Annotated in this window: 27 protein-coding genes; all 27 read right to left on the bottom strand. The window is 37.5% G+C overall.

Annotated features, from left to right (window positions below; genetic code table 11):
- Positions 1–56: 56 nt before the first annotated feature.
- A complete protein-coding gene (locus tag NYE73_RS04645) occupies positions 57–581 on the bottom strand; it encodes a DivIVA domain-containing protein (RefSeq protein ID WP_004227329.1) in 525 nt (174 codons plus the stop codon).
- Positions 582–676: 95 nt separating this feature from the next.
- Entirely contained in the window at positions 677–1,465 is a 789-nt protein-coding gene (locus tag NYE73_RS04640; RefSeq protein ID WP_004227327.1) for a YlmH family RNA-binding protein, read from the bottom strand.
- 170 nt (positions 1,466–1,635) lie between these two features.
- On the bottom strand, positions 1,636–1,917 hold the full coding sequence (locus NYE73_RS04635) for a YggT family protein (protein WP_004227322.1): 282 nt from the start codon (positions 1,915–1,917) through the stop codon (positions 1,636–1,638).
- A 20-nt stretch (positions 1,918–1,937) separates the two neighbouring features.
- The gene (locus NYE73_RS04630; RefSeq protein WP_004227319.1) at positions 1,938–2,435 is read right to left on the bottom strand and encodes a cell division protein SepF; all 498 of its coding nucleotides are present in this window, start codon (positions 2,433–2,435) and stop codon (positions 1,938–1,940) included.
- Positions 2,419–3,123, bottom strand: coding sequence for a YggS family pyridoxal phosphate-dependent enzyme (locus tag NYE73_RS04625; protein ID WP_308339961.1), 705 nt, complete (start codon positions 3,121–3,123; stop codon positions 2,419–2,421). Before NYE73_RS04625 ends, NYE73_RS04630 begins: the two co-directional genes overlap by 17 nt.
- A gap of 119 nt (positions 3,124–3,242) precedes the next feature.
- Entirely contained in the window at positions 3,243–3,563 is a 321-nt protein-coding gene (locus NYE73_RS04620; RefSeq protein WP_259955583.1) for a PRC-barrel domain-containing protein, read from the bottom strand.
- Between the two features lie 53 nt (positions 3,564–3,616).
- Complete coding sequence (sigG, locus tag NYE73_RS04615) at positions 3,617–4,390, bottom strand: RNA polymerase sporulation sigma factor SigG (RefSeq protein ID WP_004227313.1); 774 nt, start codon at positions 4,388–4,390, stop codon at positions 3,617–3,619.
- Between the two features lie 114 nt (positions 4,391–4,504).
- Positions 4,505–5,212, bottom strand: coding sequence for an RNA polymerase sporulation sigma factor SigE (gene sigE / locus NYE73_RS04610; protein WP_009373518.1), 708 nt, complete (start codon positions 5,210–5,212; stop codon positions 4,505–4,507).
- A gap of 13 nt (positions 5,213–5,225) precedes the next feature.
- The gene (locus tag NYE73_RS04605) at positions 5,226–6,059 is read right to left on the bottom strand and encodes a sigma-E processing peptidase SpoIIGA (RefSeq protein WP_054549862.1); all 834 of its coding nucleotides are present in this window, start codon (positions 6,057–6,059) and stop codon (positions 5,226–5,228) included.
- A 182-nt stretch (positions 6,060–6,241) separates the two neighbouring features.
- Positions 6,242–7,399, bottom strand: a complete 1,158-nt coding sequence (gene ftsZ / locus NYE73_RS04600; RefSeq protein WP_004224858.1) for a cell division protein FtsZ — start codon at positions 7,397–7,399, stop codon at positions 6,242–6,244.
- A gap of 53 nt (positions 7,400–7,452) precedes the next feature.
- Positions 7,453–8,736 (bottom strand): cell division protein FtsA, encoded by a 1,284-nt coding sequence (gene ftsA, locus NYE73_RS04595; protein WP_004224856.1) that lies wholly within the window; start codon positions 8,734–8,736, stop codon positions 7,453–7,455.
- 95 nt (positions 8,737–8,831) lie between these two features.
- Entirely contained in the window at positions 8,832–9,203 is a 372-nt protein-coding gene (locus NYE73_RS04590; RefSeq protein WP_048394651.1) for a small basic family protein, read from the bottom strand.
- Positions 9,204–9,206: 3 nt separating this feature from the next.
- Positions 9,207–9,926 carry a DUF881 domain-containing protein gene (locus NYE73_RS04585; protein WP_036077135.1) on the bottom strand — a complete coding sequence of 240 codons (720 nt, stop codon included), beginning with the start codon at positions 9,924–9,926 and terminating at the stop codon, positions 9,207–9,209.
- 123 nt (positions 9,927–10,049) lie between these two features.
- Entirely contained in the window at positions 10,050–10,778 is a 729-nt protein-coding gene (locus NYE73_RS04580; protein ID WP_048394654.1) for a DUF881 domain-containing protein, read from the bottom strand.
- A complete protein-coding gene (locus NYE73_RS04575; RefSeq protein WP_048394656.1) occupies positions 10,756–11,589 on the bottom strand; it encodes a cell division protein FtsQ/DivIB in 834 nt (277 codons plus the stop codon). The genes NYE73_RS04580 and NYE73_RS04575 overlap by 23 nt, the downstream gene beginning before the upstream one ends.
- A 21-nt stretch (positions 11,590–11,610) precedes the next feature.
- On the bottom strand, positions 11,611–12,690 hold the full coding sequence (ftsW, locus tag NYE73_RS04570; protein ID WP_048394659.1) for a putative lipid II flippase FtsW: 1,080 nt from the start codon (positions 12,688–12,690) through the stop codon (positions 11,611–11,613).
- 40 nt (positions 12,691–12,730) lie between these two features.
- Entirely contained in the window at positions 12,731–14,080 is a 1,350-nt protein-coding gene (gene murD / locus NYE73_RS04565; protein ID WP_054549860.1) for a UDP-N-acetylmuramoyl-L-alanine--D-glutamate ligase, read from the bottom strand.
- Positions 14,080–15,051: a phospho-N-acetylmuramoyl-pentapeptide-transferase gene (mraY, locus tag NYE73_RS04560; RefSeq protein ID WP_048394663.1), complete on the bottom strand. Its 972-nt coding sequence runs from the start codon at positions 15,049–15,051 to the stop codon at positions 14,080–14,082. The genes murD and mraY overlap by 1 nt, the downstream gene beginning before the upstream one ends.
- A gap of 125 nt (positions 15,052–15,176) precedes the next feature.
- Positions 15,177–17,093, bottom strand: a complete 1,917-nt coding sequence (locus tag NYE73_RS04555; RefSeq protein ID WP_259950989.1) for a stage V sporulation protein D — start codon at positions 17,091–17,093, stop codon at positions 15,177–15,179.
- A 57-nt stretch (positions 17,094–17,150) separates the two neighbouring features.
- Positions 17,151–19,373 (bottom strand): penicillin-binding protein, encoded by a 2,223-nt coding sequence (locus tag NYE73_RS04550; RefSeq protein WP_259950990.1) that lies wholly within the window; start codon positions 19,371–19,373, stop codon positions 17,151–17,153.
- Complete coding sequence (gene ftsL, locus NYE73_RS04545; RefSeq protein WP_004224836.1) at positions 19,370–19,741, bottom strand: cell division protein FtsL; 372 nt, start codon at positions 19,739–19,741, stop codon at positions 19,370–19,372. Before ftsL ends, NYE73_RS04550 begins: the two co-directional genes overlap by 4 nt.
- Complete coding sequence (rsmH, locus tag NYE73_RS04540; RefSeq protein WP_259950991.1) at positions 19,742–20,692, bottom strand: 16S rRNA (cytosine(1402)-N(4))-methyltransferase RsmH; 951 nt, start codon at positions 20,690–20,692, stop codon at positions 19,742–19,744. It lies immediately after the preceding gene.
- A 62-nt stretch (positions 20,693–20,754) separates the two neighbouring features.
- Positions 20,755–21,186 carry a division/cell wall cluster transcriptional repressor MraZ gene (gene mraZ, locus NYE73_RS04535; protein WP_004224832.1) on the bottom strand — a complete coding sequence of 144 codons (432 nt, stop codon included), beginning with the start codon at positions 21,184–21,186 and terminating at the stop codon, positions 20,755–20,757.
- A 254-nt stretch (positions 21,187–21,440) separates the two neighbouring features.
- Entirely contained in the window at positions 21,441–23,057 is a 1,617-nt protein-coding gene (gene bshC / locus NYE73_RS04530; RefSeq protein ID WP_048394671.1) for a bacillithiol biosynthesis cysteine-adding enzyme BshC, read from the bottom strand.
- Positions 23,058–23,455: 398 nt separating this feature from the next.
- The gene (locus tag NYE73_RS04525) at positions 23,456–23,851 is read right to left on the bottom strand and encodes a DUF3397 domain-containing protein (protein WP_048394673.1); all 396 of its coding nucleotides are present in this window, start codon (positions 23,849–23,851) and stop codon (positions 23,456–23,458) included.
- Positions 23,848–24,750, bottom strand: coding sequence for a ketopantoate reductase family protein (locus tag NYE73_RS04520; RefSeq protein WP_259950992.1), 903 nt, complete (start codon positions 24,748–24,750; stop codon positions 23,848–23,850). The genes NYE73_RS04525 and NYE73_RS04520 overlap by 4 nt, the downstream gene beginning before the upstream one ends.
- A gap of 367 nt (positions 24,751–25,117) precedes the next feature.
- Positions 25,118–25,495 carry a transcriptional regulator gene (locus tag NYE73_RS04515; RefSeq protein ID WP_004224822.1) on the bottom strand — a complete coding sequence of 126 codons (378 nt, stop codon included), beginning with the start codon at positions 25,493–25,495 and terminating at the stop codon, positions 25,118–25,120.
- Positions 25,496–25,604: the final 109 nt, after the last annotated feature.

Below are 25,604 nucleotides of genomic sequence, written 5' to 3'. Positions count from 1 at the left end.
AATTCAAACAATCGCGTCAAGTTTCATTTGTCAATTACAGCAATTAAAAAGAAAAGTTAAATATCCTCAGAATCCTGTGCTTCTTCAACAGATGCTTGAATTTCTGTTAAATCGATATCATATTGCAGCAAATGATCCCAGTCATCTGCATTAAGTAAATCCAGCTGTGCTTCTACAAGCATCTTGAAACGATTACGAAATACCTTAGATTGCTTTTTAAGCTCATCAATTTCAATCGTCACCTTACGAGCCTTCGTCAAAGCTTCATTGACAATTCGATCAGCATTTTTTTCAGCTTCTTTTACAATGAGCTTTGCCTCTTTTTGAGAATTTCTTCTCACTTCATCAGCCGCTTCTTGTGCAACGACAATAGACTTCTGCAAAGTTTCTTCTAAGGTGTTGAAATGTCTCGCTTGTTCTAAAGCCATCTCTAATTGCTTATCAACCTCTTTTTTTTCACGAAGCAGAATTTCATAGTCTTTAATAATCTGATCTAAAAATTCATTTACTTCATCTTCAGCATAACCTCTGAAGGCTTTTGTAAACTCCTTATTATGTATATCAATAGGTGATAATGGCATACAATCCTTCTCTCCTTTACATGTACATTCGTAATTCCTATTATACAATTGTTCCGACAACTTAGCAGTAAAAATTAATGAAATTTACTTCACTTTCAGCTTTTTTGGGCCAATCGACCGACTTGAAGACGGATTTTATCTTTTTTTGTTCGGCCTTCAGTCATAATAATTTTCACCCTACCACTTCCACGTATCGATAAAATATCTCCCTCTTGTAATTCAAAAGCAACTGTATCTCTTTCTGTCCAATTTACACGAACTTTTTTCCCAGTAATTAAAGCTTGAGCTTTTTGGCGTGATACATTTAATACAGTCGCAATAATTACATCTAAGCGCATGGAAGATACTGTATGAGATTCCTCCAACCATTCTTCCTCATTTACAATAAGGGAATCCGCTTCTTTTAAAGACTCAATATGCACCTTAACTTTACCAATACCTGTTAAATGTAACCGAACATATTCTGCTACCTCTTGAGCTACAACGAATTGCACCTGCTGATCATTTACACGAATATCACCAAATTTGCCACGGTTTAAACCTAATGAAAGCAACGCACCTAAAACATCAGGATGTCGTAATTGAACAAATTTCACTGGATATTGAATCGTAAATGCCACTAACTGAAAGTCTTCTTCTATTGCTTCATAGTAAGTAGGAAAAATAAGCATACGCTGCCTCTCCGCCTCTTCAAATAAACCTGTGCATGCAGTTTTTAGGGTATCATTTTGCCCGATAATCGATGTCACAATAAAACGTTGTCTTGGATCAAGAAAATCTGTCAGCTTAGGCGCATAACGATCTTCAACCTCACGCTGCCAGCTTATTACCTGTTCAATAAAGGGCTGTTCATCTTTTCGAAAATGCTGGATTAAGTGTTCCATCTTGTTGTCTCCTCTTTCACTAGTTCCATTTTGCTTTGTTAGTTGGAAACTTAGTATTCCCAATTAATGACGTTTGGACGTCATTGTTTTAAAATTTTTTATTAGTCGCTTTAGTAGCATAGAAAATTAAAATAAATAAAAAATCCCCACCAAAACGTGAGGATTTACTTCTAAGCGAACATAAAATATATTTTCTGAATGACTATATAAAGCCCTCTTTCTATAAAATTCAGCATAAAGATGGCCACAATTGGCGAAATATCAATCATACCAAGAGGCGGAATGAATTTCCTAAAAATACCTAAATATGGCTCACAAACTTTTTCAAGCATGCGACCAATTGCTGAATTTTGAGCGGCAGGCACCCAAGACATTAAGATATATGCAATTAGCATGAATGAGTAAATCTTAAATGCTAATGATACATAACCAAGTATAATAAAAAAAGTCATATAAACTACAATCCTCGCTATTAATTATCGTCTAAAATAAAGTTTGTAATTTCACCAGTCACTTCTACATTATCTGGCGTACAAAGGAAGATATCTTTACCAATACGTTGAATATCTCCAGCAAGAGCATAGACTGTGCCACTTAAAAAATCAATAATGCGTTTACCTTGTTCTCTTTCGATACGTTGCAAATTGACAATTGTTGCACGTTTATTTTTTAAATGCTCTGCGATATCTTGTGCTTCTGCATAAACTCTCGGTTCTATTAAAACAACTTTTGCTCCCTTAGAACTCATAGCTGCCTGCAAACTGACAATGTTATTAGGAGTTGCTGTGCTTTGTGGCATGATTTCATGAATAGGTGCTTTGCGTTCTTTCATCATTTTTTTTGGCTTAACTGAATGAATCGGTTGCTGTTGTTGTATGGGTTGTTGTTGCTGAATAGGAGCTTGCGTGATTTCTTCTTCTAATTCTTCTTCAAGGTAAAAGAAGTTTTTAATCTTATTTTTCATGCTCATCCTGTTCCCCTCTTTCATTTCCAACAAGAGCCGTTCCGACTCGAACAAAAGTAGCCCCTTCCTCTACCGCAATTTCAAAGTCATTAGACATGCCCATTGATAACTCGGTACAAGGTGCGTGTGCGAATCCTTGCTCGGCTATTTGCTGTTGACATTGTTTTAATTGCTTGAAAACAGAGCGAATAATTGCTTCGTTTTCGGTGTTTGGTGCCATAGTCATTAAACCTACAACTTGAATCTTAGTAAAACCTTTTAATGCTTCTACAAAAGGCAAAACTTCTTCGATAGTTAAACCATGTTTTGATTCTTCACCAGAAATATTTACTTGTACAAAACATTTAACAGGTTGTTCGGCTCTTTTTTCAATTTCTTCTGCCAAACTCAAACGATCTAAGGAGTGTAAATAATCAATGCTGTTAATCACTTGTTTTACTTTACGTGTTTGAAGCGACCCAATGTAATGCCAATGAACATTAGCATGTATCTCAGTAATTTTACGATGTAAGCCCTCTGGTCTGTTTTCTCCTAAATGAGTGAGCCCTGCTTCAATTGCTTCTTGTGTTCTTTCAACAGAAACTTCCTTCGTCACGGCAATTATTTGGACTTTTTCGCCCTCACGATTCCCTTTTTTTTCTGCTGCTGTTATTAAATCATTTAGCTTGTTTAAATTTGTTAAGATTTTTGTCACTGTTTTTCCCAACTTTACAACAATAGTTTCTTTTATTGTAACAAGCAATGCTTGATTTATCAATGAATAGCCTGACCTATGTCAGCATACAATTCTCACAATTTTAATGTGCCTATGTCTTAGGAAAGGGCTTTGACTAAAATGACATCCTTACCAACAACAAGCACATCCTTCATATACACTTTTCTCACAGACTCTTCACCTTTAAAAAAACCAAGATATTTGCGAGGCTCTGCAATCAAAAATGCTGTCACATAGCCTGTTTCTTTTGATACTTCAGCATCTATGACAAAGCCTATAAATCGTCCATTTCCTGCTTCAATGACTTCTTTTTGTTGTAACATCGAAAAACGCAATGACATACCTCCTCTATTGTTTACTTTCGTATAAACATTTCTACTACCATCAAACTTTGCTGTTACTTTATATTTATGTATCATTTGTTCATTGAATGAAGATAAAATGCGCACCGAATTATACGATGCGCATTTTTTTATTTGTAATCTTTTTGCATTGTTTCAATTGCATTTTTTTCAAGACGTGAAATTTGTGCTTGAGAAATCCCAAGTTCTTTGGCAATCTCAGTTTGGGTCTCTCCATAATAAAATCGTTTGGCAACGATCATTTGCTGACGTTCATCTAGCTTTTGCAAGCTTTCCTTTACCGACACATAGGCAACCCATTGATCTTCTGATACATCATCATCACGTAATTGGTCCATCATATAAACAGCATCTCCGCCATCTGAATAAATGGGTTCCTGTAATGAAACTGGATCTTGAATGGCATCTAAAGCAAATAAAACGTCTTCCTTTTTCATGTCAATCATCTCGGCAATTTCTTCAATCGTTGGTTCTCGCAAATTATCGGTTATCCATTGCTCTTTTGCCTGCATTGCCTTATAAGCTATATCTCTTAGAGAGCGAGATACACGTAATGCATGATGATCACGCAGATGGCGACGAATTTCACCAATAATCATTGGTACAGCATATGTCGAAAATCGTACATTATGCTTTAAATCAAAATGATCAATGGCTTTCATGAGGCCAATACAGCCTACTTGAAATAAATCATCTGCCTGTTCACCTCTATAGGCAAATCTACCGACAATACTAAGCACTAACCTTAAATTGCACATCACAAGCTCTTCTCTAATCTCTGTTTCTCCAGCTTGTAATCGGATAAAGAGTTCCTTCATTTCCTCGTGCTTTAGAATTGGCAAAGTCGATGTATCTAAGCCGCAAAGATCTACTTTTGTTCGCATATTCGATTCCTCCGGATGTTATTCTCTGACTAAACCGTGACATCAGTTTGTCCGAGAGAAACAAGAATATGCACAAAAGCTGCGACCAATTTTAGGTAGGATAAATTTCCCTTTCTAAGAAATTGGTTGATTTAAATTTTCACGTAAATCTTGAATAATTTTCTTTTCTAAACGGGAAATATATGATTGCGATATGCCTAAATGATCTGCAACTTCTTTTTGTGTCATTTCAACTTTTCCATTGAGACCAAAGCGACATTCCATAATATAACGTTCACGCGCACCTAGTAAATTAATAGCGTGGAACATATGCTGACGTTCAATTTTTTTCTCCACATTATCTAAAATAATATGCTCTTCTGTTCCTAAAATATCTGACAGTAATAATTCATTTCCATCTGCATCAGAATTTAGTGGCTCATCTAAGGATACTTCACCCTTCATACGACTTGTTTTTCGTAAATGCATTAAAATTTCATTTTCAATACAGCGTGATGCGTATGTTGCAAGCTTAATATTTTTATCCGTATTGAACGTCTCAATTGCTTTTATTAAACCAATGGAGCCAATACTGATTAAGTCTTCGATTGGCGTTCCCGTATTATCAAAACGTCTAGCAATATAAACAACAAGACGTAAATTACGTTCAATTAGTGTGTCTCTAGCTCGTAAATCACCATTCATAAAGGATGCAATGACTGTAACTTCTTCTTCTCGACTTAATGGCACTGGCAATGAATCATTTCCCCCTATATAGTACGTTTCACGACTCCGAAACTTACTCCATAATTTTTTCAAGCTAGCAAGTAGCCTAAGAAGCAATAGTTCTCCCCCTCTATGAGTTATTTGAAAGCGCTGAAAAATGTAAAATTGCTGCTGTGCTATGTGGAAAATTTTTAGCTTTTTTGGTTAATACGATATATTCATTCATTTTCACTTGCGAAGGCTCCCCCTTTATATGCCACTCATCAAAGCGAAAACCAAGGACAACGGTTTGCTGCTGTACTGTATTGACATGAATAAATCGTATATAACGCTGATAATCTTCTGAAAACATAGATACATTGTACGGATCTGTTTCTTGCCATTCCATTAATGATTCCCGGAACGCTGAAGGTAAATGTGGTCTCAAAGCAGTATAGGAAACAAAATGAACCGGCTTTCCTGATAATGGCTCAATGGCTTGATTTCCTGTATCTACAAAGGCAGAAAGTGGTATCTTTGCCCCAAAGATTGTTAAAGTTGTATCAAATACAAATTGACCACTTAAGCGTTCTAACTTTACAAAACCCCATTGCTTATAAAATGCAATAAGATTTAAAACTGCAAGCAAAAAGCAAATCATAATGAAATGGGTGGAAGAAAGATTTTTTAAAAAAGGTTGTAGTGCTGTTAACAATCCGCCAATAACGATCGTTGCTGTTAACACAATAGGTCCTTGCTTCTGAAAGCTTCGAATCTTAAAGTGAAACGCTATACCAATTAACAATATAAAACTAAGAATTGTCGTCCACAGCATTTGACCGCCAATGACAGCTACAAAACTACTACAAATAGAACTCATTAATAATCTTGAATTTTTTACAAGGACTCCTGTTACTCTTGCCGTAAACGTGAGTATCGCTAGATTAAAAAGCGTATTAATGAGCACCAGCCATTCTCCATACATAACAGCCGCCTCCTACTTACAAAGTTAGCACGTTACTCCCACAAATATTGTCAAACAATCGCATCATTTCCTAAAAATGTTTTGACAAAAAACATGGTTTCCTTACACATTTGAACATCATAGCAGTCAATATAAAAAGCTCGTATTTTACATATGTAAAATACGAGCTTTTTAGAAGTTAATTAACCACGATTTTTGCGGTTACGTAAAAATGCCGGAACCTCAAGCATGTCATCCTGTGCATAATTTTGCTGATTTTGACGTGGCTGCTCATGTTGAACATGCATTTCTTGTCGTTGTTCACGAATAGGTGCTTGTTGCTGTGGAGCAGATTGTCTGTTCATATTAAGTGTCGGTTTTGCTGTAGGTCGTTGTTGCTGTAAAGCTTCCTCTGTGAAGCCTGTCGCAATAACTGTGACAATGATTTCATCTTTAAGATTTTCATTAATTACAGAACCGAAAATCATATTTACCTCTTCATCTGATGCAGAAGCTACGATATCTGCTGCTTCTTGTACTTCAAATAAGCTAAGATTTGAACCACCTGTAATGTTCATAAGGACACCTTTAGCACCATCAATGGATGATTCAAGCAATGGACTTGAAATAGCTTTCTTTGCAGCCTCAGAAGCTCTGTTTTCACCTGTTGCAATACCAATTCCCATTAAGGCTGAACCTTTGTTGGACATAATCGTTTTCACGTCTGCAAAGTCTAAGTTAATAAGACCAGGTGTAGCAATTAAATCTGAAATACCTTGTACACCTTGACGTAATACATTATCGGCTTCTCTAAAGGCTTCTAACATTGGTGTTGATTTATCAACTATTTGTAGTAGCTTGTCGTTTGGTATCACAATCAGTGTATCTACTGCTTCTTTCATACCGCCAATTCCACCGATTGCTTGTGTTTGACGTTTACGACCTTCAAAAGTAAATGGACGTGTGACAACACCTACTGTTAGGGCTCCCAATTCACGTGCAATTTGTGCAATCACTGGAGCTGCCCCAGTACCCGTTCCGCCGCCCATACCAGCAGTCACGAATACCATATCGGCGCCTCGTAAAACCTCTTCTAGCTGTTCTCTGCTCTCTTCAGCAGCTTTTTTTCCTACTTCTGGATTTGCACCTGCACCTAATCCACGCGTTAATTTAGCCCCAATTTGTAGCCTTACTTCCGCTTTGGATAAATTTAATGCCTGAGCATCCGTGTTAACTGCGATAAAGTCAACACCTTGTACACCATGTTCTATCATTCGATTGACAGCGTTGTTACCGCCGCCACCAACACCTATGACCTTTATTACTGCAAGTTCATCAACACTTGTATCAAATTCTAACATCTCTTTTTCCTCCCACGGTAACTCGACTCTGTATCATTCATTACGCATTCTAGTTAATCAAAAAACTTATCAAATAATTTTTTTGCTCTCCCAATTACGCTTTCTTTTGGTTCTGAAGGTGCAGAATACTCTTGCTTTTTGCTTATAGCTGGTTGAGCCCCTACAACTGCATATTCAACAGGCTGCGTATTCGTACTTTTACCGTAAAAATCATCTTCTAAATAGGCGTAACGAATAAGTCCAACTGCCGTCGCAAATGAAGGCTCTCTAACACCGATATAATCGGGTGTATAGATTCTAACACGCGTTTGTAGAATTTGACGTGCTAATTGGGCAATCCCCTCAAGCTTTGCAACACCACCAGTTAAAACTACACCGCCTGGTAAATCTCTAACACCTAAACGTGCTAATTCATCTATAACTAACTCTAGTAATTCTTCTAATCTAGCACCGATAATCTCCGATATATAACGTTGGCTGTACTGATCAGTAGAATCTGTACCCACGACAGGCACTTCAAAGAGTTCGTCATCTGATGCGTCATCATAAAAGGCGTGTCCAAACTGGTGTTTAATTTGTTCTGCTTGTTCTGTTGGTGTTTTTAAAACGATTGAAATATCTTTCGTTATATGATCACCACCAACTGGTATGACACCCGTATGCGTTAATAACCCCTCTTCAAAAACTGCAATTGTTGTAGATCCGCCACCTAAATCAATAAAGGCAGTTCCTTGGTTTTTTTCATCTTCTGTTAATGCAAAGTAGCCTGATGCTAATGGCTGCAAATATATTTCTCGTATACTTAAACCCGCTCGCTCAACACAGCGAAGAACATTGTGTAAAAGCGTTTTGGATGTCGTTATCATTGTTGCATCCATTTCAAGACGGATGCCAATCATACCACGAGGATCTTTAATTTCATCAAGGTTGTCCACAATAAACTGTCTTGGAATGATGTTAACTAATTCACGTTCAGGAGGTATTGACATGACTTGTGCAGATTCTACCACTCTGTCTAAATCATCATCTGTAATTTCTCTATTTTCACTATTTACAGCGACAACACCTTTAACTAGCTGTAACATCGTCTGGTTAGCTGGAACGCCTAAAACGACTTCATGGATTTGATAACCAGTCATTCGTTCGGCCTGTTCTATTGCTTTTCGAATAGATTGTACTGTTGCATCAATATCAACAATTGCACCTTTTCGAACTCCATTCGACTTTACATTTCCGACGCCAATTACATGTAATTGCCCGTCACTCATTTCACCTATTAATACCTTGACAGAGGAGGACCCAATATCAAGGGAAATGTATAAATCTTGCTGATTCAATTCGCTGCACCTCCTTGAAAAATGCTCTTGTTTTCATTCTATTGTAAATTTGGCATAATGTCTAAGCAAATCGAGTATTTTGGTCAATTTTTCTCTCATTCTATGGAAGTTTTTTTCCGCTTGTGACGTTTCTCATCTAACCGAGTTAGTAATATACGCCTAATAATTGCTATATTTTGGAATAAACGTACTCCAAAAGCGAAAATCGCTGCTAAATACAAATCTATCCCCAAATTCACTCCTATAAAAGCTAATCCTGCTGCTAGAACTATATTAAAAAAGAATCCTGATACAAAAACTTTATCATCGTAAACTTGCTGTAATTGAGCACGAATACCTCCAAATAATGTATCTAAAGCTGCTAAAACAGCTATTGACAGATAATTTTCATACATAGAGGGGATTTGTATATTTGTTAACAAGCCAAGGGCAAGTCCAAATACCAAACCTAAAAATGGTAGCCACATATATTAATCTCCTTTTTTTACCTCTGCTAAATAATCATTTGTCAACGGCTGATCAAATGCTGGAATTTGTAACTGTTCAATTGGTTCTTCAATTACTAAATTAAAATTGTCTAAATAAAATGAGTCTATAAATGTTGAGGCCTGCAAGGAATTATACATTTTTTGTGCTGCTTTATAATCGCTTGTCCCAACAAATATCTCAAATGAAGGCGAAGACAGTGGTATACTGTTTACTGTTGTCTTACCATTAATATCCCGTATGGCTGTTGTTTGTACTACCCGATTACCATCAATTGAGACATTAGTAGCATTGTTCTTAAAAAGGGTATTCAATAATTGAGTTAACAAATCGGGTGAAATCTCTTTAATTTCATAGCCCATTTCTATCAGTTCAGGTGCAGGTTCAACTCGAAGTACAACACCTGGCCCTATAACTTCTGTTAATCCTGCTTGTAGCTTTAAACGATTTAATGTTTCATTTAAAGCTGCTTGCTGATTTACTTTTTCAGATTGCTCATAGCGATCCACTACTTCATGAAGTGAGCGAATTTCTGCCAGTAGTGCGGAATGTCTTTGTTTTTCTTGTGCTAATTCCTCTCTTATTGCCCAAATATCTCGTGTATCTCGCTCAGCTGGTTTTTGTATGGTATTGTATTGTACCGCTATCATCAAACCGATAATAAATAGCACGATCGTTATTCGGGTGTACATATTTCTTTTCAAAATAGCCCCTCCTAGACGTATCGTATGCCCCTCAGAATACGACTTTGAATTGTATAATTTTCTACAATCGACTATATAACTGAAGGCTAAATTAAACATGAAGTTTAAAGTATAGAACTTGTCCTAACTTTCTATTTTTACTTTTGGCATGGTAAGCTTCTGATTTTCTTCAAGTGACACAACAATATTGTCATTTAATAATTGATCCACCACGCCCCCGTTTAAGTTTAAAGAAGCTATTAATGTATCTGAATCACCAACCGCTTCGATTACAAACGGAGCTGGATGTTGTGTACCATCAATTGTTATTACTGGGCCATTACAGCGAATATAAGAACTCGCTAATACACGTTGTCCATTAATAGCAATAGCTTGCGCGCCTGAAATTTTTAGTTCATTTAACAATTTAAATACATGACTTTCATGGACAATATAGTCATTTGGATTTAAGGATTTTGGATCATAGTCTCCATCTTGAAGGGTTATGCGTATGCCCTTCCCCTCACTCTTTAGTTCACCGAGTAAAAGCCGTAAATCTTCTGCTTGCTCAACAAGCTTCTTGTAGTCCTTTTCGTTTGAAGCAAAGGATTTTTCATACTTCCGAATTTGTTCTTGTAAATGATTTAGTTCTTCCGTAAGTTCTTTATTGCGCTCTTGTTGAGTGATTAGCTCCTCACGATAAGAATCTTCTTGCTCAAAAAGCTCAGAATTAATAGTGCCTGCTTCTCGATTATCTTTCGCCTGGTTGTATGAATAGCCGATGATAAATCCTGTTGTTACACAAACAATTAGTAATTCGAATTGTTTTCTAGTAAAAAAACTACCTTTGCTATTCGTCTTCTTGTTGTTCATCTTCTGTCACTTCCTGGTTAACCATTTCACCATCTGCATTTACTTCCATGTCAATACTAATCTTGTTGTATTCCTCGTTAAAAGGACGATAGTATGAACCGACCTCTAAATCAATCACACCTTTTTCTAAGTTAGCAATTTGTGCGACGATAGAGGGGTAGTAATTTAACTTTTCCGCTAGTGTCTGAATAACAGCACGTACTTCGTAGCCATCATTCATATAAAGCTTGACTGCATTTGGATTAGCTTCATTACTATTCGTGTTAACCTGTGAAATTAAAGCTAATACTTCGGGCTTTAATTGTGCTAGCTGTTCAACAAGCTTATTAATTGTCTTTTCACCAGTTATCCCGATAAAAACAGGTGCATCAATGGGTGTATCATTTCCCGTTTGTTCAAAGCGCTTGCCGTTTTCTAGCAAAGGATAATAAGTCCCATCCCCAGCTAAGTACGCAACTTTTTTCCATTCTTTAATATCAATTGTTACGCCTTGTAACCAGTTACGGTTAACCTGTACTTCTTTTACCCATTTATCCTTTAATAAAATCTGTTCAATATCTTCCACTTTGAAACTCCACATTGATTTTCCTGGCGCAAGAGTACTTGCCTCCAAATAATATTGGTCATTCGCTAGCTTCGCACCATTGACAGTGATTTTATTGATGTTACTGTATGGAGATTGAAAATAAAGGAGTACTGCTAACACAATAAAGAAAAGTAATATTAGCACTATAAATTTCCGGTTTGTACGCTTTTTTCGTCGCTTTTTTAGCGTAGGTATGCGTTCTTCTATATCAATTACTTTCTCCATAAAAGTACTCCTCCTTTATATTTATTTCGCTAATTGATAAATAATACCTATTATTAACCACATTGTTACTAAAGATGTTCCACCATAGCTAATAAAAGGTAATGTGACACCCGTTACTGGCACTAAACCTATTACTACGGCTATATTTAGAAAAGCCTGCACCATAAGCATTGTGACTAGCCCGATAATCGCATAATAGGACGTTCGGTTTTTAGCCTGTACAGCAAATCTATAGCCTGCATAGATCGTTAGTACAAAAAGCACTAAAATAACGAGGCCACCAATCAATCCGACTTCTTCTAAAATAATGGCGTAAATAAAATCGTTTTGAGGCTCTGGTAAATACAGAAACTTTTGGCGGCTTTGTCCAAAGCCATGCCCAAAAATCCCTGCTGGACCGATAGCCATTAAAGATTGCACCGCTTGGAACCCACTAACCAAGGGATCAGCCCATGGATCAAGAAATGCTTCTATACGCTTTAGACGATATGGCGCTGTCGCTATGAGACCTACTAATCCAGCGACACCAGCTAGCATAATCATGGCGTATAATTTTAGAGGATAGCCAGCGACAAAAAACAATAAAAACACAGATACAACGAGAATAAATACTGAGCCAAAATCCGGCTGCAACATGATAAGAACAACAGGAAGTAACAGGATAAAACCATGTCGCCAGTTAACAACAGGAGTGCCCGTTTTATGTTGGGCTAATATATGGCTCAAGTACACAATGACGGTAATTTTCGTTAGCTCTGCCGGCTGTATTGTTAATGGACCTACACCAATCCAGCTTTGCGAACCATTTCGCACTAATCCTATACCAGGAATCAGGACGAGAACGAGTAAAATTAACGAAAATATATAGGCCATTTTCCAAAAGGACTGCTCTCTCAAAATATTTAATCGAATCGTGATTAAAAATACGACAATGGCTACCACAAAGTATACGCTTTGCTTCATATAAAACGGCATTTTTCCACTATAATGAACGGCACTCCAATAGGTACCTGCAGAATAGACGAAAATAATGCCGATTATTGATAGCATCAAAGTTGTGACGAGCAATAAGTAGCTTTCTTTACCTCTCAGTAATGCCATCCTTCCAAGTCAAGTATATTCTAAAATAGTTACAGGCTCATTACAGCTTCATTACAGCATCAATAAAAACATCTCCACGTATTTCAAAGCTGTCATATTGATCCCAACTTGCACATGCTGGAGATAGTAAAATAACATCTCCTTCTGCAGACATCGGTGCTGCATATTGAACAGCGTCTTCTACATTTTGAGCAATGACGGTATGTTGGACACCACACGATTTTGCAAATTCTACAAATCGTAAGCCAGTTTCTCCAAACGCAACAACACCCTTTACATGACTCATACAAGGGCGAAGCTCTTCGAAAGAATGTCCACGATCTAAGCCACCTGCGAGTAAAATGACAGGAGCTTGGAAAGCATCTAAAGCACTCTTTGTCGCTAAGCAATTTGTTGCCTTAGAGTCGTTGTAAATCTTACGACCGTTCCATTCACGTACGAATTGTGTACGGTGTCTAACTCCACCAAATGTCGCTAAAACCTCTACCATCTTCTCTTTGTCACAGCCAACTAAAATACAGGCTGCCACGGCTGCTAGGATATTTTCTAAATTATGCTTACCAGGCAAGGCAATGTTCGCGCGATCCATGTATGGTTCACCTTGCCAATAAATTGTTGTATCATCTGCACTAATTCCATTTGCAGTACGCCCCTTCGAACTGAATGGAATCTTCTGTGCATGAGATTGTGCTGCATATCCAACCACTATCGGTTGGTCGGCATTATAAATAAAATAATCACTGTCATCTTGATTACGAGTTACGCCAAACTTCGCTTCAGCATAGTTATTAAATGTTCCATGATAGTCTAGATGCGCATCATAAAGATTCGTCAAAATAGCAATTTTAGGCTTAAACGTTTTAATCCCCATCAATTGGAAAGAAGACAATTCTGTTACAATGATGTCATCTTGATTAGCTTCTTTTGCGACGCCACAAGCAACTGTCCCAATATTTCCAGCAATTAAAGGATTTTTACTTCCGTTACTTAACATGTCGAATATTAAAGTTGTCGTCGTTGTTTTGCCATTTGAGCCTGTTATACCAATAAATGGTGCATCACTAATTAAAAAAGCTAGCTCAATCTCTGTCCAGACTGGAATCTCTCGACTAAGGGCATCAGCCACAATTCGATTGCTATAAGGTATACCTGGATTTTTTACCACTAACTCAAAGCCTTCATCAAGTAAATCTTCAGGATGGCGACCACAGATAACTGTAATCCCCTTCTGTAAGAGCCCTTGTGCATCTGGACTTTCATCAAATGGTTTTGAATCATTTACTGTTACAAATGCACCAAGCTCATGTAAAATTTCAGCAGCGGCCACACCACTTTTTGCTAGACCTAACACAAGTACTTTTTTATGTTGTAAATCTGTATAGTTTTTCATTAGAACGCCTCCGATAAGACTGCAATTAATGCTACTGCTAAGGCAGTTGACCAGAAGACAAGCACTACTTTCCATTCTGACCAACCGGATAATTCAAAATGATGATGAATAGGGCTCATTTTAAAAATACGCTTTTTTCGAAGCTTAAAGCTACCTACCTGCAAAATAACGGAAAGTGTTTCGATCACAAACACTAAGCCAACTAGTAAAAGCAAGAATTCTTCTTTTACTAAGACAGATACCATAGCTAATGCTCCACCTAATGCTAATGACCCCGTATCCCCCATAAATACCTTTGCAGGATTTGCATTAAATAATAAAAAGCCTAATAAAGCACCTGTTACTGCAAACGAAAATAGTGCAATATCTGCCTGACTTTGGAATAGCGCAATAACACCAAATGCTGCAAAGGCAATGGAGGCAGTACCCGCCACTAGCCCGTCTAGTCCATCTGTCAAATTCACTGCATTGGAGAAGCCTACTAACCAAAAAATTAAAAAGGCTACATAGAATACATCTAGATCAATAGTCCACTCCGTAAATGGAATAGCTAACGTTGTATCAAACGATCCTACATGTAGAAGGAAATACGCAAGAATAGCAATAACAATTTGACCAATCAATTTTTGAAGAGAGGTTAAACCTAAATTTCTTTTAAATACAACCTTTAAACCATCATCTAATAAACCTATTAAGCCGAATCCTGCTAATACTAATAAAAGTACTACGGTCTGTGTCGTTAATAAATCTAAAAAGCTACCTACACCAACAGTTGTTACGAGGATGGATATTAAGAAAATGATTCCCCCCATTGTTGGTGTACCAGCTTTTTTCATATGTGATTTTGGTCCCTCTTCTCGAATACTTTGCCCAAACTTTAGACGACGAAGAAGTGGAATACTAATTGGTGCCAGGATAACTGTTACTATAAAAGCAAGAGCTAAAATGGTAAGTGTTGTTGCGAGTTTCATTGAAAAATCTCCTTTAAATCTTGTTTCACTTTCTTCTTTAAGAAAAAAGCATTAACTTTCATTTTATTATTACTACCCTTCATAATAATAGTGGTTCTTTCCCATTTTTTAAAGGTAAAGTTATTTTAGTTCTCCAAATATAAATGAATGGTACCATCTTGTTTGATAACACTATCCACTTCAGGTAATTGATTACCAATTTTAGTCCCTTCTCCATGCCATTCAATACGGAATGGATAAAATTGCTTGGCAATATCATCCTTTGTTTGACCAATAAAATTCGGTACCTTCACAGTAATTGGGTCACCATAACGATAATCCTTTTCCAGTTGTTCCTTCGATTTTTCAATACCTACAAAAGGCGCAACATCCTCAATAATTTGCCCCACTATAGGTGCTGCTACAACACCACCAAACTGGGTTGTCTTTTTCGGATTGTCAACAGCTACATAGACAACAATTTGTGGATTGTCTGCTGGTGCAAAGCCAATAAAGGATACGATGTACTCTCCACTTTTATAACGGCCATTTTCAACTTTTTGCGCTGTTCCAGTTTTACCACCAATTCGCAGTCCATCTCGAAAGGCTTGTCGACCTGAACCATTCGCTACTACTGATTCCAAAGCACCACGAACCTTAGCAGAGGTTTCTTCACGAATTACCTGATTTTTAACAACTGGTTGCGTTTCTTGTATGACTTCACCTGTATTTGGATTAAATACCTTTTTCACAACATATGGCGTATAAAGCTTGCCTCCATTTATGGCAGCAGCTACTGCTTGAACTTGTTGAATAGGTGTCACGGCTACCCCTTGCCCAAATGAAGTGGTGGCCTGCTCAACAGGACCAAAGGCATCCTTAGAAAATAAAATACCCGATGCTTCACCAGCTATATTAGACCCTGTCTTTTTTCCAAAACCAAAGTCTTTAATATATTGTAGTAATCGCTCATTGCCTAGACGCTGACCTAATTCTATAAAGCCTGGGTTACAGGAGTTCTCAACCACCTCTAAAAAGGTTTCATGCCCATGTCCTTCACGTTTCCAACAGCGAAGCTTTGCTCCCGCCACCATCGTATAACCTGGATCATAAAAGGTTTCATGCTCCAAATCCACTAAGTTTTCTTCCAACGCAGCACTAAGGGTAATAATTTTAAAAGTAGAACCGGGCTCATACGTCATCCATACAGGTAAATTTCGATTGTAGATGGCTGGCTCTACTAATTGATATTCCGCTGGGTGGAAAGTAGGATAAGAGGCTAATGCCAAAATTTCGCCAGTGTTTGGATTCATCGCAATCGCTAGTGCTTGGTCAGCTTCATAGCGCTTCATTGCTTGCGATATTTCGCGCTCTACGACTTGCTGTACATCAACGTCAATTGTTAGCTCGATCGTAGCACCATCCTCTCCTGCTTTCCAAGCACTTGAAACATTAGGCAAATTATTACCTTTGGCATCTGTAAAGAGACGGATAGCAGAAGAATTAGCCTGCAGAAATTTATCATATTCATATTCAATTCCAGCTAATCCTTGGGCATCATACCCCGTAAAACCTAAAAATCGAGATAATAAAGTGCCATAAGGATAATCCCTAGAATAATCAACACCACTATACAATCCTTCAATTTGCATGCCTTGTAATTCTACTGCTTTTTCATAAGGTATATTTTTGCCTTCAGGTGCTAGTTTCACTAAGTACGCTTTTTTTTGCATTTTCTCTAATAGCTTTGCTTTATCCACTTCTAGAACCTGGGCAATTTTTTCAGCAGCTCCTTCAATATCATCACTTTGTGAAGGCATGAAATATAAAGTAGGCGCTAGCTTATTAGTTACAATACTCTCTCCATCTCGATCTGTTATATGCCCTCGTTCATTCGCAAATGGAATTTCCCTGTCCCAGTTCTCCTCTGCCTTAGTAGTCAATTCTTTTTGATCTAACACTTGCAAAAAGACCAACCTAACAACAATTGCCACTGCTACACACATAAACAACACATATAAAATACGTAAACGCTTTTTAGAATGGATAGAAATCCACTTCATTCGACATCACACCTTGTTTTTTACAACGTATGAAATAAAGTGGACTTCTATTCAGTATTATTCATCCTCTACTTCTTCAACTTCACCCTCAGAGGCAGCTTCAACGTCTTGTACAAAGCTTTCAGCAGGTGTTTTGAGCTTAACAACAATCGGGGAACTATCAGTGATGACGGTTCCAGCTGAAACGCTTTGACTTGCTACAAAACCTTCGCCGAATATTTCCATCTCTAGTCCAGTCATAGATTTGAAGACTAGTAAATTACGTAATGACCAATTCGTAAAGTCAGGCAATGTTACCTCGCCATCTGTCTTTAAAAATACAAAACTACCTTTTACCAGCTTTTGAGTGTTCGTTGGATATTGTTCAATAATTTTACCACCACTACCAACAACAATTGGTTGTAAACCATCATTGGCTAATTCTACTTCAACCGCTTCAGCACTTTGACCTGTAAAGTCCTGAATACTGACTTTATTGACATGTTGAACATCGTCTGGGTTGATATTAAGGTGCTTTAAGCTATTTAACATAACTGGATTAAAGACTTTTGATACTGGTACAGATCCAAGCTCATTGTTCAGCTTAGGTTTTTTCACTGAGACATATACAATTAGCTGTGGATCATCTACAGGAGCCAAACCTAAAAATGAATAAAGGTATTGGTTTAAAAGATATCCACCACTAGCTTTCGGAATTTGGGCAGTACCCGTTTTCCCTGCAACCTCATAATCCTCCAATATAAAATCCTTAGCTGTACCATATTCTGATGTTAACGTTGAAGCTAGGATTTCTCGTACTTGTTTCGCTGTATCAGCTTTAATCGGCTGTCCTTTTTCAACAGGCTCATGATTTTGAATAATTTTCCCAGTAGAAGAATCAACAATACGGTCGATAACATACGGTTGCATCATCTTGCCATCATTCGCAATAGCAGTCATCGCTTGGATTAACTGAATAGGTGTTACTGTAGAACCTTGGCCGTAAGTTGTTGTTACTCTTTGAATAGGGTACTTCGATAAAATAGTACCTGTTGCTTCATTCGGTAAATCAATACCCGTTTTGTGCCCAAAACCAAAGCGGTCTAGATAATCAATAAATACATCATCGCCAATCTTTGTTAATAAATGGGCCATAGCAGTATTGGCAGAGCGTTGGAATCCTTGTAAATAAGTGATATAACCCCAACCATATCTATTGTGATCTCGAATCGTACGGTCAAACACTGTATATGATCCTGATTTAAATGAGTCATTCGGTGTCCATTTTCCCGTATCGATAGCTGAAGCAAGCGTGAAAGTTTTCATCGTTGAGCCAGGCTCAATTGTCTCCTCAATCACCTCATTCAGCCACTTCATATTTTGACTATCACGTGTTTCTGGGTTAAATGTAGGACGCTGTGACATTGCTAAAATCTTTCCAGTCTTCGGATCTGCTACTACCGCGGTCATGGACTCAGGATTATATTCCTGTTCAACCTTTGTCATTGCTTCCTCTAAGAAGCTTTGGATTGTTTTATCAAGTGTTAAATAAATGTCGTCCCCATTTTTTGCAGGTGTAATCATTTTCTCACTGTTTGGAAGCAAATAGCGGAAAGCATCTGTCTCATATTCCACCTTGCCATTAACGCCTGTTAATTCTTTATCATACGTATATTCTAGACCCATTTCTCCCTTGGTTGTAACCGTGCCATCTTCATTATCTTTTTTGAGAGCATAGCCAATTAAATGCGAGGCAAATACACCATTTGGATAATACCGTTTTAAGTCACTCACAAAGAGAATTCCTGGTAATTTTTCTTCCTTTATTTTACTCATGACCTCGTGACTAATGCCACGGCCTGCGCTACCAAACTCAACTTGATATAAAGGTTCACCATCACTTCTATATCGATTGTTCAATTTTTTAACAATCTCGTCTTCCTTTTCCTTCATCGCTGGAATATATTTCGCTAGTACTTTTGCCGTTTTCTCCGAATCCACTACATGACGAGGATTCTTTGGATCTGTTGTAGCCTTTTCGCTTACAATGGCAATCATGCGATAACTCAATGTATCCTCTGCAATTACTTGTCCATTTTGATCATAAATCTTCCCACGATTAGCTGTAATTACACTTTCCTTACCATACTTAGCTGCTGCTCTCGCTGCAAGCTCTTGTCCTTCCACTTCACCTGTAGCCTGTAATGTCACCATTCTTGTGAATAATAGAAAAAAGAGCCCTCCATAAAAAATTAATAATAGAAAGGCTCCCCATTGGAATCGAAATCTCTTTTTTTTCATTCTCCCGGCACTACCTTTACATTTTTCTCATTTTGAGTTAAACCGAGTTCTTTGGCTTTTTTCCATATGTTTTCGTATGTAGAAAGTTCACTTACACGAACCGTTAAGTCAACATTCTGTTTCGCAATCTCTTCTGCTTCTGATTCGATTTTTTGAATGTCTATACTTGTTGTTTGAATCGCTGCTTGTTTATTTAATACAAGAATTCCTAGTACAGCAATAATGCCAATTAAAACAATTAGCATTGTCTTTTCAAACTTCTGGTTCGTTTTTTTACGACGTATGATAGTGGGTTGTGGACTAGGTGGTGTTATCGGTTGTTGCACTTGTTGATGTTGGTGCTGTTGCCTTACACGAACTGCTGCCATTTACTCACGCCCTTTGTCGTTAATTTTCTCCACCACTCTAAGCTTCGCTGAACGCGCACGATTATTAACTGCTAATTCTTCATCAGAAGGAATAATAGGCTTTCGTGTAATAAGCTTTAAAGTTGGCTTCATGTCATCAGGAATTACAGGTAAATTTGGCGGTAATTCCGGTAATGATGACGCTTCCTTAAAGATTGTCTTGCATAGGCGGTCCTCCAATGAATGGAACGTAATGACACTAATGCGCCCCCCTACGTTAATCATATCAATCGCATCGACTAATGAATCCTCTGCTGCGCCTAGCTCATCATTAACAGCAATTCTTATTGCTTGGAAAATGCGCTTTGCCGGATGTCCACCTTTTCGGCGTGCCGCTGCTGGAATACCCTCTTTAATTAATTCTACAAGTTGACCAGTTGTTTCAATCGGTTCTGTTTTTCGAGCCTCTTCAATTTTACGGGCAACTTGTTTAGAAAACTTTTCTTCTCCATAACGGAAAAATATACGAACAAGATCTTCGTATGCCCATTGATTAACAACATCTGATGCTGTCAGTGTTGCAGTTTGATCCATACGCATATCAAGTGGTGCATCGTGGTGATAACTAAAGCCTCTCTCAGGTGTATCTAATTGTGGAGAAGATACGCCTAAGTCATATAAAATACCATCAACCTGCTTAATGCCATGAGCTAATAGTTCTTCTTTTAAGTAACGGAAATTCGAATGGATAAATGTAACACGCTCTATATAAGGTGCTAATCGAATTTTCGCATTTTCAATAGCCGTCATATCTTGATCAAAACAAATTAAGCGGCCTTTATCTGATAATTGTTGTACTAGATATTCACTGTGTCCCGCACCACCTAGTGTACAGTCCACATATACACCATCAGGATCTATGTTCAACCCATCAACAGTTTCTTTTAATAACACGGTTGTATGATCGAACATACCACTCGCTCCTCTCAGGCCTTAACCTCATTCAACTATCACGTTGTAATGCCTATTACAAGTTAAAAATCAAAGCCAATCATATTTTCTGCAATTTCATTAAAAGATTGTTCAGACTCACTAAAGTAAGCTTCCCAAGCATCCTTAGCCCAAATCTCGATTCGATTTGAAACACCCAACACCACACATTCTTTTACTAGATGCGCATGCTGCATAAGGGTAGCTGGGATGTTGATACGCCCCTGCTTGTCTATCTCTACCTCTGTTGCTCCAGAAAAGAAAAACCTCGCAAATGCTCGTGTATCTTTTTTGGTCATTGGTAAACCTTTTAATTTCTCTTCGAGTTTTCGCCATTCATTCATAGGATAGCCAAATAGACAGTTATCGAGACCTCTTGTGACAACAAACGTTTCGCCTAAAGCTTCACGAAATTTTGCCGGTACGATTAATCGCCCTTTCGCATCAACGGAGTGTTGATATTCTCCCATGAACATACTACTCACCCCACTTTATTAAATAATGTACCACATCCCCCCACTTTCCTCCACTTTTTTTAAAAAAAACTTGACATTTTATCACTTAATATGCAATTAGACCTTTAGGAATTTTTTTGACATGTGCTAAATGATACAAAAAAAGAGCCACCCCTGGTAGGATAGCTCTTTAAATACTATTTATCTCGACATTATTCATCAAATTCACAGGATATCAAATTACTACTTAGGTAAAAAGTATCTGTTTATTAATTTTATAAATAAAGTAAATAGTGGTGTTTACCGATGCTATAATTTTGCTTCAGCATTTCAGTAATTAACATAGGTCCAAACTCATTGAAATATTGATACGGATTAAAGGATCTCTCTTGGAAACCATCATTCGGATATAATTCATTTTGCAATGTCATAAATTTACGAATCGTCGTTTCATGCTTACCCAATACAGTTTGTTCAATTTTTTGCTGTAGATAGTCAAATTGCTTCGCATGATTTTCTTGATTTTTCTCAAGAATCTTATCTAATTGCAGATGCTGTTTCTCTAAATAGGAGGCTAGCTCTTCATATTTTTCTACTAACAACTGCTGCATAGCTTGAATTTGACGTTTGGCTTCACTGTCCTGTACATCTGCAATAAAACGTTCTTTCAGGTGTAATGCTTTCCCTTCCCATACGTCAGTAACAGTTAGTTGATGCTCGCGTAATAATTGCTCTACATGACGAGTGACAATAGTTATATGTAGGCGCGGAGCAAAAATCGGCATTTGTAAATCTAACACTGAAAATGCATTTTTCAGTGTCGCCCAATAAGCTAGCTCTCCTGGACCTCCAACAAACGCTAATACCGGCAATGTCATCTCCTGCATCAATGGGCGAGTTACTACGTTATTACTTAAACGTTCAGGATGATTATGCGCCACTTCTAATAGCTCTTCTTGTGTAAATTTAAGGTTTGCCGCTAAATTAACAAACAGATCATTTTTTCTTTCTAAAAGATGTCGCTCCCCATCTTCTACGTAAAATAAATTGGCGGCTTCATATGTTGCTAAAATAGGCTTACCATAGCCAGCACGTTCAAGCTCTTGCTCCTTTTCCGTTACTACTCTAGCAATTTCTTCATTGGATTGAATGATTTGAGCAAAATATTTATGTTCAAATTGACGGAATTGAAAGTTAGCGGCATCGATTAATAATAAGCCTTCCTCTTTGAATAATTGATTCATTAGACAGGCAAAGAAATCTGTAAATGTTTCACTATTGTTCAATGCGTCAACTAATTGCTTAATCAGCGTTTCTGTATACTCTGTTTCTCCAATATCACGAATAATTGTATTAATTAATTGCGTCATCGACTCTTTGTTGAGGGCTGTTGCAGAAGCCATCGTTTTACGTCTAGAGCGCTCCCCATAAGCTCTTTTTTTCAGCAATTCCCCATGTACCGTATAGGTGTGATTGATTTCTTCTAAGTCATGATCTTCTCCAGCTATCCAGAAAACAGGAATAACAGGCTGTTGAAGCTTCGTACTTTGCTCTTTCGCTAATGCAATAACTGAAATAGCTTTATGAACGGAGTAAAGAGGGCCTGTTAAGATACCTGCTTGTTGTCCACCAACTATTACCATAGCTCCTTGCTCTAGTTGTTCTAAATGTTCATTCGTTTTTTTGGATAACCCCAGCGGCTCCATAAATTGACGGATGATTGTTGTTAACTCTTTTTGATCACGGGAATTTCGCGCTAAATGCTCCGCTCTTTTCTCAAAAGCTTGATCATTGTATTCATACTCAAAAAATTGATGAATGGCAGTATTTGGCGACCAGTAATCTGCTAGTACATGATTTTTTATAGGTACTTGGATTGACTCCAGTTTCATTTAACATAAACTCCTCTACTCACTAAATCATTTCCTTACTCATAACAAGAAATTGAATTTCATTCATACTATGCACATGAGGCTTTCAATGTTGCCTTGACATTCAAATTGCTCAAAAAAATCCACGGCATCTATTAGCGGCTTTTAGGCAACAATGTTGCAGCAGACATTTCGATTTAAAAGCCATCATTCTCCCTCGAGAAATATTTTCTATACCTAACTTTGCTTTCGGTAGAAAAAAAACATGCGCTGGTTCACTTCCTCATATCACTGAACTACGCTTCTAGTTTCGAAGGTTTATGAATGCAATCCATATTCTCATCCCCACAGAATGATTTTTATAACTATTTTAATGCTATTATTTTAACGCTTAAAGCTTCAACATGAAAAGAAAATGCTTAGACAACCTGTAAATATTCCATAATGGATTGGATAACACCCACGATACATATCACTAGATAAGCTGTACTAAGTATTAAGAATAAAAAACGCCAAATTTTCTTTAATAACGGCTTTACTTCTATTTCCTTTTTAGTCCGCCAATCAATATATGTAAAAATCATGGCCATCATTATCGCGAGGATCACTAAAAGCGCTCCAACATTAACACGCCAAAGAACACCGATAGCTAACGGAACAGAAAAAAACAAGCACAATGTCGTAACATCAGAGGCTGCTCCAAAAGCATGTGTGCCTCGAATTTTAACTTTCCTGCCAACCAGATAAACAATTACGAAAAGAACAATTGGACAAAAAATAATGATACTAATAACTATATGTAAAAGGTCTTTCAACTTCTTTCACCGCTCTCCTCTATTGCAAGCACTTGATGATATAAAGTACGCAAAGTAGGTAAATTATGACCGTTTGCTAAAGCTTTATTTAGAATGACACCAACAATTGTTTCGATTTCACTTTTTCTCCCCTGCAGACGATCCGCTAGCATAGATGAAGTATTGTTGGCCGTTTTCCTACATAAGTCTATCACATCACTAAAAGATATGGTGTGTTCAATATCTTCAAAAGCTTCCGTAAGCTCTCGATAAATATTTTCTAGCAGTAAAAATGCTTGTTGATTAGTCACTAACTCTCCGTTCTTTACTTGCAATACAGCTGTCAATGGATTAATTAAGCTATTAAGTACCGCTTTTGCAAAAAGCATTTGCTCTGCATTACTAGCCAATTCAACAGGAAATAAGGAACGTTGTAATTGTAGTAGCTGTTGAAAAGCCTGGTGTTCTCCTCGTTCTATTGCTATTTTACATAGCCCTACTCCTCTATGCTGAACCGTTGAATGGTCCAACAATTGAGCTCCAAAGGTCACTGAACCAAAGGCGATATTTTTTTGTGGCAAGAGTAGTGCCTCCTCAAAATGCGCTAAGCCGTTTTGCATAAAAAGCAACGGCATTTCACTTGAGAATAAGGCTAATTGATTGTAGAGCTTTTGCAAATGTCCGTATTTAACAGCAATCACTAGTAAATCTTGCTTTGGTAGATTAGCCAAATCTGTAGTAGCAACAATCCTTTGCACAGTTTTAGTCCCATCAACGTTGATACGTGTTAACTTCTTGGCATTTAGTTCAATTACTTGTTCCTGCCTTCTGGCAACCAACGTTACTGGTACACCAGACTCCGCTAAAAAACTTGCTGTTAATTGACCAACTGCCCCTGCTCCAATTATCGCTACTTTCATTGTCTACACCCTTTCCATCTTTACTGATCAATGTACCTCGATGTCATCACATCCAGATTATTCCAAAATGTTCAAAACACTCTGTGATACTTTGAAGCAACACGATACTATTCACACCATCAAGCACTTTTTGGCGTGCCTCCTATAACAGCAGACTTTAAAACCCCCATCTGATGCTTCACCTCTGAATAGTATACTTTCATAAAACTATAAGAATAAGGTGCCTTAGAATACATCTAAGGCACCTTCTACGCAGGTTCTTTTATTATACAGGATAGACTGATTATTGACGATATACAGAAAGGGTTTTATGTCCATAAAAGAAAAGCAATGTAATTCATGTTCCAAAAACCACGTAATCATAATTTTAATCTTTCATTAATGAATAACCTTGCTGAAGCCATTTCACTAGCTTCTCATGCTCATTTTGCAATTCCCGATGCTTCATTTCAAGCGTTTGATAAGCCTCCGTTAATTCGTCAAAACTTGTCAACGCTAATTTCAAATGACTTCGCATAGATTGTTGGGGCTGATTTCGCACAGCTAGTAGTGACTGACTATATTGACCACGCAATGTTTTATTCCATCGGAAGCCACACGCTTGTTTTGTACGACCTAGTTCTATGGCCGCCATTTCAAAGGCCTCTAGCTGTGTTTTGCCATTTTGCACATTATGCAATACGATTTCTGCTAGTCTTTCATCATCTTCCTTTGTCCATTGATCTTTTCTTTTTTTCAATTCCATAATCTATCACCCTCGCATTTTTTACTACTATATGCAAAAGCAAGCAAAATAGAATCATTGCATGAAAAAAGACAGTGATGATGTTTTTACTCTCAACACTGTCTTTATA

Source organism: Lysinibacillus sp. FSL K6-0102, assembly GCF_038003545.1.
Classification (GTDB): Bacteria; Bacillota; Bacilli; order Bacillales_A; family Planococcaceae; genus Lysinibacillus; species Lysinibacillus capsici.
This window is presented reverse-complemented; position numbering and strand designations above follow the sequence as displayed.

Excerpts from the sequence above, each read along its gene's own strand:
- NYE73_RS04605 (WP_054549862.1), bottom strand. The coding sequence starts at position 6,059 with ATGTATGGAGAATGGCTGGTGCTCATTAATACGCTTTTTAATCTAGCG.
- NYE73_RS04630 (WP_004227319.1), bottom strand. The coding sequence starts at position 2,435 with ATGAGCATGAAAAATAAGATTAAAAACTTCTTTTACCTTGAAGAAGAA.
- mraZ (WP_004224832.1), bottom strand. The coding sequence starts at position 21,186 with ATGTTCATGGGAGAATATCAACACTCCGTTGATGCGAAAGGGCGATTA.
- NYE73_RS04520 (WP_259950992.1), bottom strand. The coding sequence starts at position 24,750 with ATGAAAGTAGCGATAATTGGAGCAGGGGCAGTTGGTCAATTAACAGCA.
- ftsZ (WP_004224858.1), bottom strand. The coding sequence starts at position 7,399 with ATGTTAGAATTTGATACAAGTGTTGATGAACTTGCAGTAATAAAGGTC.
- NYE73_RS04645 (WP_004227329.1), bottom strand. The coding sequence starts at position 581 with ATGCCATTATCACCTATTGATATACATAATAAGGAGTTTACAAAAGCC.
- NYE73_RS04550 (WP_259950990.1), bottom strand. The coding sequence starts at position 19,373 with ATGAAAAAAAAGAGATTTCGATTCCAATGGGGAGCCTTTCTATTATTA.
- NYE73_RS04555 (WP_259950989.1), bottom strand. The coding sequence starts at position 17,093 with ATGAAGTGGATTTCTATCCATTCTAAAAAGCGTTTACGTATTTTATAT.
- NYE73_RS04580 (WP_048394654.1), bottom strand. The coding sequence starts at position 10,778 with ATGAACAACAAGAAGACGAATAGCAAAGGTAGTTTTTTTACTAGAAAA.
- murD (WP_054549860.1), bottom strand. The coding sequence starts at position 14,080 with ATGAAAAACTATACAGATTTACAACATAAAAAAGTACTTGTGTTAGGT.
- mraY (WP_048394663.1), bottom strand. The coding sequence starts at position 15,051 with ATGAAACTCGCAACAACACTTACCATTTTAGCTCTTGCTTTTATAGTA.
- NYE73_RS04620 (WP_259955583.1), bottom strand. The coding sequence starts at position 3,563 with ATGATACATAAATATAAAGTAACAGCAAAGTTTGATGGTAGTAGAAAT.
- NYE73_RS04640 (WP_004227327.1), bottom strand. The coding sequence starts at position 1,465 with ATGGAACACTTAATCCAGCATTTTCGAAAAGATGAACAGCCCTTTATT.
- bshC (WP_048394671.1), bottom strand. The coding sequence starts at position 23,057 with ATGAAACTGGAGTCAATCCAAGTACCTATAAAAAATCATGTACTAGCA.
- ftsW (WP_048394659.1), bottom strand. The coding sequence starts at position 12,690 with ATGGCATTACTGAGAGGTAAAGAAAGCTACTTATTGCTCGTCACAACT.
- NYE73_RS04590 (WP_048394651.1), bottom strand. The coding sequence starts at position 9,203 with ATGTGGCTACCATTTTTAGGTTTGGTATTTGGACTTGCCCTTGGCTTG.
- NYE73_RS04575 (WP_048394656.1), bottom strand. The coding sequence starts at position 11,589 with ATGGAGAAAGTAATTGATATAGAAGAACGCATACCTACGCTAAAAAAG.
- ftsL (WP_004224836.1), bottom strand. The coding sequence starts at position 19,741 with ATGGCAGCAGTTCGTGTAAGGCAACAGCACCAACATCAACAAGTGCAA.
- rsmH (WP_259950991.1), bottom strand. The coding sequence starts at position 20,692 with ATGTTCGATCATACAACCGTGTTATTAAAAGAAACTGTTGATGGGTTG.
- sigG (WP_004227313.1), bottom strand. The coding sequence starts at position 4,390 with ATGCGAACAAAAGTAGATCTTTGCGGCTTAGATACATCGACTTTGCCA.
- NYE73_RS04635 (WP_004227322.1), bottom strand. The coding sequence starts at position 1,917 with ATGACTTTTTTTATTATACTTGGTTATGTATCATTAGCATTTAAGATT.
- NYE73_RS04515 (WP_004224822.1), bottom strand. The coding sequence starts at position 25,495 with ATGGAATTGAAAAAAAGAAAAGATCAATGGACAAAGGAAGATGATGAA.